General features: G+C 67.7%; 14 protein-coding genes. 10 read left to right on the top strand and 4 right to left on the bottom strand.

From position 1 onward, the window contains the following. The coding region (locus tag JNN06_RS06515) for a Sua5/YciO/YrdC/YwlC family protein (protein WP_291238785.1) at positions 1-248 on the bottom strand (248 nt) is incomplete at its 3' end. Between the two features lie 115 nt (positions 249-363). On the opposite strand from JNN06_RS06515, the gene JNN06_RS06520 reads away from it, so the two are divergent. From JNN06_RS06520 to JNN06_RS06540, 5 genes are read left to right on the top strand one after another with little or no spacing between them, the layout of a single operon-like run. After that, the gene (locus tag JNN06_RS06520) at positions 364-2,064 is read left to right on the top strand and encodes an acyl-CoA dehydrogenase (RefSeq protein WP_291238786.1); all 1,701 of its coding nucleotides are present in this window, start codon (positions 364-366) and stop codon (positions 2,062-2,064) included. After that, positions 2,061-3,098 carry an MBL fold metallo-hydrolase gene (locus tag JNN06_RS06525; protein WP_291238787.1) on the top strand — a complete coding sequence of 346 codons (1,038 nt, stop codon included), beginning with the start codon at positions 2,061-2,063 and terminating at the stop codon, positions 3,096-3,098. The genes JNN06_RS06520 and JNN06_RS06525 overlap by 4 nt, the downstream gene beginning before the upstream one ends. Beyond that, positions 3,095-3,631, top strand: a complete 537-nt coding sequence (locus tag JNN06_RS06530; protein WP_291238788.1) for a DUF6173 family protein — start codon at positions 3,095-3,097, stop codon at positions 3,629-3,631. The genes JNN06_RS06525 and JNN06_RS06530 overlap by 4 nt, the downstream gene beginning before the upstream one ends. A gap of 56 nt (positions 3,632-3,687) precedes the next feature. After that, the gene (locus JNN06_RS06535) at positions 3,688-3,822 is read left to right on the top strand and encodes an aa3-type cytochrome c oxidase subunit IV (protein WP_291238789.1); all 135 of its coding nucleotides are present in this window, start codon (positions 3,688-3,690) and stop codon (positions 3,820-3,822) included. A gap of 34 nt (positions 3,823-3,856) precedes the next feature. Continuing rightward, positions 3,857-4,501 carry a hypothetical protein gene (locus JNN06_RS06540; protein ID WP_291238790.1) on the top strand — a complete coding sequence of 215 codons (645 nt, stop codon included), beginning with the start codon at positions 3,857-3,859 and terminating at the stop codon, positions 4,499-4,501. Positions 4,502-4,519: 18 nt separating this feature from the next. Here JNN06_RS06540 and JNN06_RS06545 read toward each other — a convergent pair whose 3' ends face one another. Beyond that, positions 4,520-4,861, bottom strand: coding sequence for an AzlD domain-containing protein (locus tag JNN06_RS06545; RefSeq protein ID WP_291238791.1), 342 nt, complete (start codon positions 4,859-4,861; stop codon positions 4,520-4,522). After that, positions 4,851-5,579: an AzlC family ABC transporter permease gene (locus tag JNN06_RS06550; protein WP_366812546.1), complete on the bottom strand. Its 729-nt coding sequence runs from the start codon at positions 5,577-5,579 to the stop codon at positions 4,851-4,853. Before JNN06_RS06550 ends, JNN06_RS06545 begins: the two co-directional genes overlap by 11 nt. 78 nt (positions 5,580-5,657) lie before the next feature. Between JNN06_RS06550 and mobA the strand changes: the two genes are divergently transcribed. The 4 genes from mobA (at position 5,658) to pheT (ending at position 10,339) form a co-directional block, all read left to right on the top strand. Then, positions 5,658-6,239: a molybdenum cofactor guanylyltransferase MobA gene (gene mobA / locus JNN06_RS06555; protein ID WP_291238798.1), complete on the top strand. Its 582-nt coding sequence runs from the start codon at positions 5,658-5,660 to the stop codon at positions 6,237-6,239. Next, a complete protein-coding gene (locus JNN06_RS06560) occupies positions 6,236-7,066 on the top strand; it encodes a molybdopterin guanine dinucleotide synthesis (RefSeq protein ID WP_291238792.1) in 831 nt (276 codons plus the stop codon). Before mobA ends, JNN06_RS06560 begins: the two co-directional genes overlap by 4 nt. Beyond that, complete coding sequence (locus tag JNN06_RS06565; RefSeq protein WP_291238793.1) at positions 7,057-7,635, top strand: GNAT family N-acetyltransferase; 579 nt, start codon at positions 7,057-7,059, stop codon at positions 7,633-7,635. The genes JNN06_RS06560 and JNN06_RS06565 overlap by 10 nt, the downstream gene beginning before the upstream one ends. A 286-nt stretch (positions 7,636-7,921) precedes the next feature. Beyond that, positions 7,922-10,339: a phenylalanine--tRNA ligase subunit beta gene (pheT, locus tag JNN06_RS06570; RefSeq protein WP_291238794.1), complete on the top strand. Its 2,418-nt coding sequence runs from the start codon at positions 7,922-7,924 to the stop codon at positions 10,337-10,339. A gap of 64 nt (positions 10,340-10,403) precedes the next feature. Here pheT and bktB read toward each other — a convergent pair whose 3' ends face one another. Beyond that, complete coding sequence (bktB, locus tag JNN06_RS06575) at positions 10,404-11,579, bottom strand: beta-ketothiolase BktB (protein WP_291238795.1); 1,176 nt, start codon at positions 11,577-11,579, stop codon at positions 10,404-10,406. A 166-nt stretch (positions 11,580-11,745) separates the two neighbouring features. On the opposite strand from bktB, the gene JNN06_RS06580 reads away from it, so the two are divergent. After that, positions 11,746-12,852, top strand: a complete 1,107-nt coding sequence (locus tag JNN06_RS06580; RefSeq protein ID WP_291238796.1) for a hypothetical protein — start codon at positions 11,746-11,748, stop codon at positions 12,850-12,852. Positions 12,853-13,051 lie beyond the last annotated feature (199 nt).

Here is a 13,051-nt window from a genome sequence, read left to right on the forward strand (position 1 = left end):
TCCGCCCCCGGCGTCAGCACGGCATAGCGCGCCACCTGCGCGAGATCGGGCAGATGCACGATCAAGGGGTTGAAACTGGGGCGATTCTTCGCCGCATAGATCCGCGCCACCGCCCGGTCATCCCGCGCATCCGCCGCCAGCCCGTAAACCGTTTCGGTCGGCATGGCGACCAGCCCGCCCGACCTGAGCAGTGCGGCGGCCTCGGCAATGCCCTCAGACGTGGCGGCAAGGTGAAGGGTTTGGTTCATTCGTGACGCAGCGTTGAGGTTGAGGCGCTTTGACCTTGCGTTAATCTGCCCGGCAAAGATTGGTTCCCAGATAGACCCGCGCGGCCCCCTTGCCAAGCGCGGCGAAGGAGAGAAGATGCCCTATCGCGCCCCCGTTGCCGAAATCCGCTTTGTCCTCGACCGGATCGTGGGCTTCGATCAGGTGAACGGGACCGAGCTGTTCACCGACGCCACCCCCGATACGGTCGAGGCCATCCTTTTGGAGGCCGGCAAGCTGGTGGAAACCGAAATCGCGCCCCTGAACAAGGGCAGCGACCAGCATCACAGCCGGCTGGAAAACGGCAAGGTGCGCGCGGCGCCGGGCTTTGACCGCGCCTATGCCGCGATCCGCGATGGCGGCTGGGTCGGCGTCGCGTCTTCGCCCGACTATGGCGGCATGGGCCTGCCCTTCACGGTCTCGACCGCGGTGAACGAGATGATGGCCTCGGGCTGTCTGGCGCTGCAACTGAAACCGCTGCTGAGCCAGGGCCAGATCGAGGCGCTGGAACATCACGCCAGCGACGCGCTGAAGGCGCTGTATCTGCCCAAGCTGATCTCGGGCGAATGGTCGGGCACGATGAACCTGACCGAACCCCATGCGGGGTCCGATGTTGGCGCGCTGCGCTCCAAGGCCGAGCCGAAGGGCGATGGCAGCTATGCGGTGACCGGGCAGAAGATCTTCATCACCTGGGGCGACAGCGATCTGGTGGAGAATGTCTGCCATCTGGTGCTGGCCCGCCTGCCCGATGGCGCGCCGGGCACCAAGGGCATCAGCCTGTTCATGGTGCCGAAATTCCTGCCGGATGAAAACGGCAATCCGGGGCAGGCCAATAGCCTCAAGGTGGTCAGTATCGAACACAAGCTGGGCATCCATGGCAGCCCGACCTGCGTGATGCAGTTCGATGGCGCGACCGGCTGGCTGGTCGGCGCGCCGCATGGCGGGATGGCGGCCATGTTCACCATGATGAACAACGCGCGCCTTGGCGTGGGCATGCAGGGCGTGGCGGTGGCCGAGGCCGCCTATCAGCACGCGCTGGCCTATGCGCAGGATCGCAAGCAGGGCAAGACGCCGCTCGGCGCCACCGGCATCATCGACCATGCCGATGTGCGCCGCATGCTGGCCGCGATGAAGGCCGACCTGTTCACCGCCCGCGCCATTGGTCTGGCCTGCGCCGTGGCGCTGGATATGGCCCGCGCAACCGGCAGCGCCGAATGGGAGGCCCGCGCCGCCCTGCTCACCCCCATCGCCAAGGCCTTTGGCACCGATGTGGGCAATGAGGTCGCCAGCGCGGGCGTGCAGATCCATGGCGGCATGGGCTTCATCGAGGAAACCGGCGCGGCGCAATATCTGCGCGATGCCCGCATCCTGCCGATTTACGAGGGCACCAATGGCATTCAGGCGATGGATCTTGTGGCGCGCAAGATGATGGATGGCGGCGCGGCGGCCTTCCGCCTGCTGCAAGAGGTGGAAGATCACGCCCGCGACGCCCGCTCCACCCAGCCCGATCTGGCAGGCGCGGTCTGGAACGCCGCTGAGGCGCTGCGCGAGGCGACCGAATGGCTGTTGGCGCAAGACCTCAATGACCGTTTCGCGGGCGCCACCTGCTATCTGCGGGCTTTTGCGCGGGTCTTGGGCGGGCATTACCACCTCAAGGCCGCGCTGGCCGATCCGGCCCGCCTGCCCTTGGCCACGGTCACCATCAAACGCCTGCTGCCGGAACATATCGGCCTGCTGGCGCAAATGCGCGAAGGCGCGGCGGGGCTTTACGATCTGACGCCGGACCTGCTTGCCCAGTGACGGTGAGCCGCTTGAGCGCGATCCAGACCCCTTTCGAGGCCCCCGCCCCCGGCGCGGCGGTCGAGCTGGCGCCGGGTGTGCTGTGGTTGCGCCTGCCGCTGCCGATGGCGCTGGATCATATCAATGTCTTCGCGCTGGATGAGGGCGATGGCTGGACGGTGATTGATACCGGCTTCAACTCCGGCAAGACCCGCGCGATCTGGCAGGCGGCGCTGCAAGGCCCTCTGGCCGGGCGCCCGGTGCGGCGGGTGGTGGTCACCCATCACCACCCCGACCATGTTGGCCTTGCCGGGTGGTTTCAGGCGCAGGGGGCCGAACTCTTGATCCCCCGCACGGCCTGGCTTTACGCCCGGATGCTGACGCTGGATGTGCAGACCGCGGCCACACCCGAACAGATGGCCTTCTGGCGCGGCGCGGGGATGGACGCGGAAACCCTCGCCAAACGCGCCACCGAGCGCCCGTTCAACTTTGCCGATGTGGTGCATCCGCTGCCCCTGGGCTTCACCCGCCTGACCGAAGCCGAGGTGCTGACCATGGGCGGGCGGCACTGGCGGGTGCATATGGGCGACGGCCACGCCCCCGAACATGCGACCTTCTGGAGCCTCGATGATGATCTGGTGATCGGCGGCGACCAGCTTTTGCCCGGAATCTCGGCCAATATCGGGGTTTACCCGACCGAGCCGATGGCCGACCCGCTGGGCGACTGGATCACCTCCTGCCAGCGCTTTGCCACCCTGGCCGAAGATCGCAATTTCGTGCTGCCGGGCCACAAGCTGCCCTTTACCGGCCTGCCCCTGCGCCTGCGCCAGATGGAGGAGAACCACCATTCCGCCATCGCCCGGCTGCTCGATCACCTCGCCACGCCGCGCAGCGCCTGCGACTGCTTCCCCGCCCTGTTCAAGCGCCAGATCGGCCCGGCCGAATACGGCCTCGCCATGGTCGAGGCGGTGGCCCATCTGAATTACCTCTTGCATCGCGGCCGCGCCCGGCGTGTCCTCACCCCGGAAGGTGTCTGGCTTTGGGAACGCGCATGACGGATGAGATCAAGACTTCGGCAGAGGTGATGGAGGATGCTGTCCTGCCCTGCACCACCTTGCCCTGCGCAGGCGTGGTGCATGCCGACCCCGACACCGCCCCCACGGCGGAACAGCAACCCCTGCCCGCCGCCCTCGCCCGCCAGCCGGTCGAGGAGAAAAGCCCGGCGCAGTGGGCCTATGAGCGGATCATCCTCTATATCCGCAATTTTGAAAGCCAGCTGGATGGCAAGCACGAGGTCGCCATGGGCTTTGCCGGGGGCGAGGCGGGCGTGCTGCGCATCGAGGGGCTGGGCTATTTCGACCCCGATCTCCTGACCTTCTACGGGCGCGATGAAGACGGGCAGAAGATGCAGCTGGTGCAACATGTCAGCCAGCTGAACCTCGCCCTGCGCGCCGTGCCCCGCGCCACGCCGGAAGAACCGCCGCGCCGCATCGGCTTTCGCCTGTCGCGCGACTGGGAGCAGGCGGAACGCGACAGCCCGGCCACGCCCGCCGCGCCGACAGGCGGGGTCGCCACCACGGGGGCGTGACAGCCCCGCACGAATAGGCTAACAGGCGAAAAAACGCGCATCCTTGGGAGACGATCATGGCCGAACACAAGCAGGGCAGCATGGACATCCGCGAGCAGGAGAAAACCTTCGCCGGTTTCATCAAGCTCAGTATCTGGGGCGCCGCCATCTCCATCGGCGTGCTGATCTTCATGGCGCTCGCCAACGCCTGACCCCATCCGGCTGCCGAAAGAAGGAGCGCCCCTCATGCGCCGCAATCTTGTTCTGCTCGCGCTTTGCGCGGGCTTGGCTGCCTGTGGCGCGCCAGAGCCGAAATGGGCGCCTGACGCCGATGTGGCCAAGGCGCGCTATGTGCATGATGGGCCCAAGGCCATCACCCTGTTCACCGTGATCAACGTGAAAAACGAATCCGGGGCGCATTCGGGGCTGATGATCAATGGCTCGCAGCGCATCATGTTCGATCCGGCGGGCAGCTGGACGCTGCCGAAACTGGCCGAACGCAACGACGTGCATTTCGGCATCACCGAGAAGATGAAGAACTTCTACATCGACTACCATGCCCGCGAAACCTATTACGTCGTCGAACAGACGGTTCAGGTCTCGCCCGAGGTGGCCGAACAGGTGATGCAGCGCGCCATGGCGCATGGGGCGGTGGCCAAGGCGCATTGCGCCGATTCGATCACCGCCGTGCTGCAAGGCGTGCCCGGCTTTGAACAGATCAAGCCGACCATGTTCCCGAAAAAGCTGATGACCCAGTTTGCCACGCTGCCCGGCGTGAAGGAACGCAAGATCACCGATGACGATGCCGATGACAATCACGGCATCCTGCTGCTGCAAACCAATGGCAAGGCGCCCGAGAAAAAGCCTGCCGTGGTGGCCGAGGGCAAATAACGCAGATCGGGCGGGGCCTCAGCCGAGGCCCCACAGCCCCAGCAACAGCACCGCCACCCCCGCCCCCACGGCGGCCAGCGTGCTGCGAAACCAGATCCCCACCGCAATCGTGACCATGGCGGCCAGCAGCCGCGCCGGATCAGGCTCGCCCCCGGTGGCGGCAGGCCAGACCACGCCCGGCGCCACCAGCCCCGGGATCATCGCCATCGGCGTATAGCGCAGCATCTTCAGCAGAAAGCCCGGAATCAGCCGGTTGCCAATCAGCCCCAGAAAGGAAAAGCGCAGCAGGAAGGTGGCCGCCCCCAGGCCCAGAATCACCGTCCACAGCAGGCTTTTATCTGCAATCGCCTCAACCGGCATGGCGGGCCTCCTCGCGTGTTTCCCAAATGGCCCCGGCCAGCATCGCCGCCAGCGCCGCCACCAACAGCCCGCTGGAATGCGGCATCCACCACAGGGCCAGCGTGCCACCAACCGAGACCGCCGCCGCCAGCATCTGCGCCCGCGTCAGCAGGATCGGCGCGATCATCGCCAGAAAGCTGACCGGCACGATGAAATCCAGCGGCCAATGCGGCGGCACCGCCTTGCCGAAGGTCGCCCCCATCCAGGTGGCCAGATACCACAGCCCGCAGATCGGCGTCACGATCCCGGCATACCAGGCCAGTTTCTCGGCCAGCTGCCACTCCGGGCGCCGCTCATATTCCGCTGCCCCCAGCACAAAGCTCTGATCCACCAGAAAATAGGCGATCACCGCGCGCTGCCACAGCGGCGCCATGCCCAGATGCGGGGTCATCGCCACCGAATACATCGCCATGCGCAGATTGACCGCCGTGGCCGTCAGGATGATCAGCAGAACCGGCGCGCCGTCCTGCATCATTTGCAGCGCCGCGAATTGCGAGGCCCCCGCAATGACCACCACCGAAAAGGCCATGGCCTCGAACACGCTCATGCCCTGCGCGGTCGCCAGAACACCAAACAGCGCCCCGAACGGCACGATCATCACGGTGAACGGCATCGCGCGCAGCAGGGCCTGACGGAAGATCGGGGCCTGACGGAAGATCGGGGCAAGCGAGGGAGGCATGGGCAGGCGCCCTTTACGGATCAGCCCGGAAGGCTTAGGCCTAGTGCCGGGCGGATGCAACCGGGGCGCGCGCGGGCGATGCGGATCTTTGGCGTGATTTTGGCGGGCGGCAGCGGGCGGCGGATGGGCGGGGCCGACAAGGCCTTGCTGCCCCTGGGCGGGCAGCCTCTGCTGGCCCATGTGCAGGCGCGCCTTGAGCCGCAGGTGGAGCGGCTGGCGGTTTCCGCCAATGGCGATCCGGCGCGGCTGGCCTTCTCGGGCCTGCCGGTCTTGCCCGATGCGCAGCCGCAAGGCCCGCTTTCCGGCATTCTGGCGGCGCTGGATTGGGCCGAGGGCGCCGATGCCGTGGTCTCGGTCTCGGTCGATACGCCCTTCCTGCCCGGCGATCTGGTGCCGCAGCTGTGGCTGGCGGGCGATGGCGGGCTGGCCGTCGCGCAATCTGCCGGGCGGCTGCACCCGACCTGCGCGCTGTGGCCCCGCGCCCTGCGCGCGCCCTTGCGCGCCTATCTGGCGGCGGGCCATGCCAAGGTGATGGGCTTTTGCACCGGCGCGGCGGTCGCCACGTTTCCGGCCGACGGCCTGGACCCTTTCCTGAACCTCAACACGCCCGAGGATCTGGCGCTGGCCGAAGTTGCTCTGGCCGAAGCGGCGCTGCGATGAGCCTTTCGGTCGCCATCGTCGATTGGTCCGCCGCATCGGCGCTGTCGCCCGCGCGCCCTTCCCCAGATGCGATCTGGGTGGGGATCAGGGATGCAACCGGCGAACGGGTCGAATATCTGCGCAGCCGCACCGCCGCCGAGGCCCTGCTGCGCGATCTGGTCAAAACCGGCAACTGGCTGATCGGCTTTGATTTTCCCTTTGCCTACCCCAGCGGCTTTGCGCAGCGCCTGACCGGGCGTGCCGAGGCCCCTGCGGTCTGGGAGTGGCTGGAGGCGCGGATCGAAGACGCGCCCGACAACCGCAACAATCGCTTTCAGGTGGCCGCCGCGGTGAACCGCCAATTCGGGGGCGGGCCGTTCTGGGGGCGCCCGGCCAGCCTCGCTTTGCCCGATCTGCCCGCCCGCAAACTGGTGGATTACACCGCCCTCGGCCTGCCAGAGCGTCGCGCGGTGGAGGGCCTCGTGCCCTCGGCGCAAGCCGTCTGGAAGCTGTATACCACCGGCTCGGTCGGCTCGCAGGCGCTGATGGGCTTGCCCGTCATCGCCCGGCTGGCGCGGCTGCCCGGCGTGGCGGTCTGGCCCTTCCAGCCCCCTGCGCGGGTCACATTGGCCGAGGTCTACCCCTCGCTGCTGGCGCCCGAAGTTGCGGCAGAGGGCGGTATCAAGGATGCGGCACAGGTCCGCCTGCTGGCCCGCGCGCTGTGGCATCTGGCGGCGCACGACCGGCTCGCGCCCCTGCTGGAAGTGCCAGAGATCGCCCGCGAGGAGGGCTGGATCCTGGGCGCCGGCCATCAGGACGCCTTGCGCGAGGGCTTGCAATGCGGCTGAGCCTAGGTCTGGAGGATCAGCACCGCCCCGCCGCCGCCCGGCTTTATTGGGAGGCCTTTGGCGGCAAGCTGGGCCGTGTCATGGGGCCGGACCCGCGCGCCCTGCGCTATCTGGAACGGGTGATCCGCGCCGATCACGTCATCACCGCCACCTCGGGCGGGCAATTGCTGGGGCTGGCGGGGTTCAAATCGCCCGAGGGCGGCTTTGCCGATGGCGGCTGGCGCGACCTGCGCGCCATTTACGGCCTGCCGGGTGCCGGCTGGCGGCTGGCTTTGCTGGGCGCCATCGCGCGCGAGGTCGATAATGACCGCTTCCTGATCGACGGCATCTGCGTCACCCGCAGCGCGCGCGGCCATGGCATCGGCCATGCGCTGATCGAGGCCTTGTGCGCCGAGGGCCGCCGCCGGGGCTATGCCGCCGCCCGGCTGGAGGTGGTGGACAGCAATTTCCGCGCCCGCGCCCTCTATGAACGCATGGGCTTCCGCGCCCTGCGCCATGACAGCCTCGGCCCCCTGCGCCACGCCTTCGGCTTTGCCGGGGCCACAGTGATGGTGCGGGGGCTGCGCTAGCGGCCCCTCACATCCCCTCTCGCCCCAGCCGCATCAGCGCCAGCAGCGCGGCGAGGGCAAACAGGATCGACCACCGCAGCGGGTGGGGTTTCGGGCGATCCTTCGGTATGCGCAGCCAATCATCCATGCGCCACGTCTAGACCATCGCCGTCACCAGATCGTTAAGTTTTCCACATGGGTTGCGCAAACAACCCGTTTCCAGCCCGGAAACCGGGCCTCTGCCCGGCCTTCCCCTTCGCCTGCCAATGCGCTAAGGCCAATCCGACAAATTCCGCAGAGGCCCGCCATGAAATTCACCCTGTCCTGGCTGAAGGATCATCTCGACACCACCGCGACGCTGGACGAGATCCTGACCGCGCTCACCGATCTTGGCCATGAGGTCGAGGAGGTCGAGAACCCCGAGGACAAGCTGGGCGCCTTCCGCATCTGCCGCGTGATCGAGGCGGTGCAGCACCCCAATGCCGACCGCCTCCGCGTCTGCCGCGTCGCCACCTGGCCGAACGGGCCGGAGGGCGCGATGGAAGAGGTGCAGGTGGTCTGCGGCGCGCCGAATGCGCGCACCGGCCTTGTCGGCGTCTTTGCCCCCACCGGCACCCATGTGCCCGGCACCGGGGTGGACCTGAAACCCGGCAATATCCGTGGCGTCGACAGCAATGGCATGCTGTGTTCGGAGCGCGAGCTGGAACTGTCGGATGATCACAACGGGATCATCGACCTGCCCGAAGATGCTCCGGTGGGCCTGCGCTTCATCGACTACAAGGGTCTGAACGACCCGATGATCTATGTGAAGATCACGCCCAACCGCCCCGATGGTCTGGGCGTGCGCGGCCTGGCCCGCGATCTGGCGGCGCGCGGGCTTGGCACGCTGAAAGCGCTGGAGATTCCGGCGATCAAGGGCAGCTTCGCCTCGCCCATCGGCGTGCAGATCGAGGACGCGCTGAAGGCCAAGGGCTGCCCGGTTTTCGCGGGCCGCACCATTCGCGGCGTGAAGAACGGCCCCTCTCCCGACTGGATGCAGGCCCGGCTGAAAGCCATCGGGCTGCGCCCGATCTCGGCCTTGGTCGACATCACCAATTACTTCACCTTCGGCCTCAACCGCCCGCTGCATGTGTTCGATGTGGCCAAGGTGCAGGGCGATCTGCGCATCCATGCGGCGCAGGGCGGCGAGGAGCTGCTGGCGCTGGATGGCAAGACCTACACGCTGAAACCCGGCATGATGCTGATTTCCGATGATGCGCAGCCCGAAAGCCTTGCGGGCATCATGGGGGGCGAGCTGTCGGGCTGTACCGAAGCCACGGTGGATGTGTTTCTGGAAAGCGCGTTCTGGGACCCGATCACCATTGCCACCACGGGCCGCGCGCTGAAGATCAATTCGGATGCCCGCTACCGTTTTGAACGCGGGGTGGACCCGGCGTTTACGATTCCGGGGCTGGAGCTGGCGACCCAGATGATCCTCGATCTCTGCGGCGGCGAGGCGTCGGAGATGGTGGTGGATGGCGCGGTGCCCGATACCGCGCGCAGCTACCGCTTTGATCCCAAACGGGTGGAGCGTCTGGTGGGAATGGAAATCCCCGAGGCCGACCAGCGCGCCACGCTCATGGCGCTTGGCTTCACCCTGACCGGCGATCAGGCCGCGCCGCCCTCGTGGCGCCCCGATGTGCAGGGCGAGGCCGATCTGGTGGAGGAGGTCGCGCGCGTGGCCTCGCTGTCGAAACTGGTGGGCAAGCCGATGGCGCGCGCCCTGCCCGGCGTGCCGAAACCGATCCTCACGCCCCTGCAACAGCGCGAGAAAGCCGCCCGCCGCAGCGTTGCCGCGCTTGGCTATAATGAATGCGTCACCTACAGCTTCATCGACCAAAGCGCCGCTGCGGCCTTTGGCGGCGGGGCCGATGCGGTGCGGGTGGAAAACCCGATCTCGTCGGAAATGACCCATCTGCGCCCCGATCTGCTGCCGGGCCTGCTGCGGGCCGCCGCCCGCAATCAGGCGCGCGGCTTTGCCGATCTGGCGCTGTTCGAGGTGGGGCCGGTGTTTACCGGCGGCGAACCGGGCGAGCAGGTGACCATGGCGACCGGCTTGCTGATCGGCGCCAGCGCGCCGCGTGATCCCTATGCCTCGCGCCGCCCGGTCGATGTGTTCGACGCCAAGGCCGATGCCGAGGCCGTGCTGGCTGCCATCGGCGCGCCCGCCAAGGTGCAGATCACCCGCAAGGTGGCGGCCTGGTGGCATCCCGGCCGCTCCGGTGTGATTGGCCTTGGGCCGAATACCCTTGCCACCTTCGGCGAGGTGCATCCGCGCATCCTGCAAGCCTTTGGCGTGAAAGGCCCCGCTGTGGCCTTCACCGTGCAGATTGCCAATGTGCCGATGCCCAAGGTGAAAACGCCCACCAAGCCCGCCCTCGCGATCTCGGATCTGCAAGCGGTGGAGCGCGATTTCGCCTTTGTGGTGGATGCCAAGGTCGAGGCGCTCACGCTGGTGAATGCCGCCGCCGGGTCGGACAAGGCGCTGATCGACAGCGTGCGCGTCTTCGACCAGTTCACCGGCGAGAAGGCCGAGGCGCAGATGGGCGAGGGCAAGAAATCCATCGCCATCACCGTGCGCCTTCAACCGCAAGAGACTACGCTGACCGACAAGGACATCGAGGCGGTCTCGGCCAAGATCATCGAAAAGGTCGCGAAAGCCACCGGCGGCGCGCTGCGCAAATAACCGCGCCGCACAGCATCAAAAAAGGGGCCGCGAGGCCCCTTTTTCTTTGGGCAAGGATCAGGGGTCAGACCCGCTCCAGCGCGATGGCAATGCCCTGCCCGCCGCCAATGCACATGGTGACAATGGCGCGGCTTGCGCCGGTGCGCTCCAGCTCGGCCATGGCCTTCACCGCCAGAATCACCCCCGTCGCCCCCACCGGATGCCCAAGCGCAATCGCGCCGCCATTGGGGTTCACCTTGGCCGGATCGAGGCCCAGTTCCTGCGACACGGCGAGGGCCTGCGCCGCGAAAGCCTCGTTCGATTCGATCAGGTCGAAATCGGCGAGGCTGAGGCCGGTGCGGGCCAGCAATTGCCGCACCGCCGGGATCGGCCCCAGCCCCATGACCTGCGGCGCCACACCGGCCACCGAATAGCCCAGAATGCGGGCCCGCGGGGTCAGCCCGGACCGCTCTGCCGCATCGGCCCGCGCCAGCACCAGCGCCGCCGCGCCGTCATTGATGCCCGAGGCATTGCCCGCCGTCACCGAACCCTCTTTCTGGAACACGGGCTTCAACCCGGCCAGGGCCTCTGCCGTGGTGGGTTTGGGATGCTCGTCGGTGTCGAACATCACCACACCCTTGCGCCCGGCGATCTCATAGGGCGCGATCTGATCCTTGAAATAGCCCGCCGCGATGGCGCGGGCGGCGCGGGCCTGACTTTCCAGCGCGAACCCATCCTGATCGGCGCGGCTGATGCCGCATTGCGCCGCCACATTCTCGGCGGTGATGCCCATATGGCCGGTGCCAAACGGGCAGGTCAGCGCGCCGGTCATCATATCCAGGGCCTTGGTATCGCCCATCTTCTGCCCCCAGCGGGCGGCCTGCAAGGCATAGGGCGCGCGGCTCATCACCTCGGCCCCGCCCGCCAGCGCGAAATCGGCATCGCCCAGCATCAGCGCCTGCGCGGCCGAAACGATCGCCTGCGCGCCCGAGCCGCACAGCCGGTTCACATTCATCGCGGGCGCGGTCTCCGGCACCCCGGCCTGCATCGCCGCCACCCGGCTCAGATACATGTCGCGCGGCTCGGTGTTGATCACATGGCCGAACACCGTGGTGCCGATCTGCCCGCCCTCAACGCCCGCCCGCGCCAGCGCCGCCTTGGCGACATGGGCCGCCAGATCAATCGGCGCAATGCCGGAGAGGCTGCCGCCAAAGCCGCCAATGGCGGTGCGCGCGCCGGAGAGGATGACAATATCGGTCATGGGAAAGGCCTTTCGGATGGGTGTGGCGCCAGACTGTCCGCGCCCGCGCGATCACGCGAGCGTGACGTTGCGTCAGAGTTGCGCGCATCGCCCGTTGACTTCGCGCTCCGCAAGGCGGAAGAGGCCGCGCACAGGCGCCGCAGCCCGGCTGCAAAGGATTACAGACATGACCGAGACGGAAAAAGGCCGCAGATTGCTGCTTTGGGTGGGCTTGCTGACCTTTCTGCTGATGGGCGGCTTGCAGGCGCTTTATGGCCCATCCTTGCCCATGCTGGCGCGCGAGACCGGGCGGGGGGTGGCCGATGTCTCGGTGGTGTTCACGGTGCATTGGCTGGGCTCCGCCGCCGGGGTGGCTGCCAGTTTCGCGCTGGGGCCGCGCCTGACGCCCCGGCTGGTGGTGCTGGCGCTGGCTTGTGGCGCCAGCCTGCTGGGGTCCGGTCTGGGCTGGCCGGTGACGCTGGCGGGGGCGGCGCTGTCGGGCTTTGGGCAGGGTTGTGCGGCGGTGGTGTTCAACCCGCGCCTGCTGACCGCCTATGGCCCGCGCGGCCCGGCCATGCTGAGCCTGATCAATGCCATTTTCGGCGCCGGAGCCATCGTGGCCCCCATGGCGCTGGTCTGGCTGGGCGGCGATTACGGGCTGGTGTTTCTGGGGCTGGCGGTCGCCTTTGCGCTGCTCTTGCCCGGCGCCCGCGATGGCGCCCGGGCGCCCTTGCCCGAAGGCAGCGCGCGTTTCCGCCCGGATTGGGCGATCCTGGCCTTTGGTGCCTGCGGCATCGGGCTGGAGGCCACGTTGATCGGCCTTGGCCCCTCGGCTCTGGTGCGCAGCGGCGCCTCCGAGACGCAGGGCGCCGAGGCGATGAGTGCGTTTTTCGTGGCCTTTCTGGCGGCGCGCATGGTGCAAACGGTGATCGCCCACCGCATCGCCCCCTTCGCGCTGTTCGGCCTGTCGATCACCGGGGTGGCGCTGTGCATGGCGCTGGCCACGGTGCTGCCGCCGATGGCGCTGTTCGTGGTCTCCGGCGCCTTCGCCGCCACCATCTTCCCCAGCTACTTCGTCGAGGCTGCCCGCCGCATGGGGCCAAGCCCGCGCGTGTCGCCCGCCATCATCGCGGGTGGTCTGGTGGGTGGCATCAGCCTGCCCTTCCTGCTCGCGCAGATCACCGAGACCATGGGCCCGCGCGGCTTCTTTCAGGTGATGGCCGGGCTTGGCGGGATCATGGCACTGGCAGCGCTTGGGGCCCTCTACACCCGGCGCCGCAGCCTGCAAGCCTGATCCCGCCCGCCCGAACCGTCTTGCATCACAGGCGGCGTTCAGCCACCGCCATGTCCCGCAGCGCATGCCCGCCCGACAGCAAGCGCCACAGATGCAACATCGTCATATGATCGTCCAGCGCGTGCCCATGCGCGCCCGACGCATCCTTCAGCTTCAACACCCGCAGCCCGTCTTGAATTTCGATCGTCATTTCCCGGCT

The organism is Gemmobacter sp. (genome assembly GCF_016792925.1).
GTDB lineage: Bacteria > Pseudomonadota > Alphaproteobacteria > Rhodobacterales > Rhodobacteraceae > Gemmobacter.

Bases quoted from the DNA above. Each gene is read 5' to 3' on its own strand.
- JNN06_RS06520 (WP_291238786.1), top strand. From the start codon at position 364: ATGCCCTATCGCGCCCCCGTTGCCGAAATCCGCTTTGTCCTCGACCGG.
- JNN06_RS06530 (WP_291238788.1), top strand. From the start codon at position 3,095: ATGACGGATGAGATCAAGACTTCGGCAGAGGTGATGGAGGATGCTGTC.
- JNN06_RS06535 (WP_291238789.1), top strand. From the start codon at position 3,688: ATGGCCGAACACAAGCAGGGCAGCATGGACATCCGCGAGCAGGAGAAA.
- JNN06_RS06540 (WP_291238790.1), top strand. From the start codon at position 3,857: ATGCGCCGCAATCTTGTTCTGCTCGCGCTTTGCGCGGGCTTGGCTGCC.
- JNN06_RS06545 (WP_291238791.1), bottom strand. From the start codon at position 4,861: ATGCCGGTTGAGGCGATTGCAGATAAAAGCCTGCTGTGGACGGTGATT.
- JNN06_RS06550 (WP_366812546.1), bottom strand. From the start codon at position 5,579: ATGCCTCCCTCGCTTGCCCCGATCTTCCGTCAGGCCCCGATCTTCCGT.
- mobA (WP_291238798.1), top strand. From the start codon at position 5,658: ATGCGGATCTTTGGCGTGATTTTGGCGGGCGGCAGCGGGCGGCGGATG.
- JNN06_RS06560 (WP_291238792.1), top strand. From the start codon at position 6,236: ATGAGCCTTTCGGTCGCCATCGTCGATTGGTCCGCCGCATCGGCGCTG.
- JNN06_RS06565 (WP_291238793.1), top strand. From the start codon at position 7,057: ATGCGGCTGAGCCTAGGTCTGGAGGATCAGCACCGCCCCGCCGCCGCC.
- pheT (WP_291238794.1), top strand. From the start codon at position 7,922: ATGAAATTCACCCTGTCCTGGCTGAAGGATCATCTCGACACCACCGCG.
- bktB (WP_291238795.1), bottom strand. From the start codon at position 11,579: ATGACCGATATTGTCATCCTCTCCGGCGCGCGCACCGCCATTGGCGGC.
- JNN06_RS06580 (WP_291238796.1), top strand. From the start codon at position 11,746: ATGACCGAGACGGAAAAAGGCCGCAGATTGCTGCTTTGGGTGGGCTTG.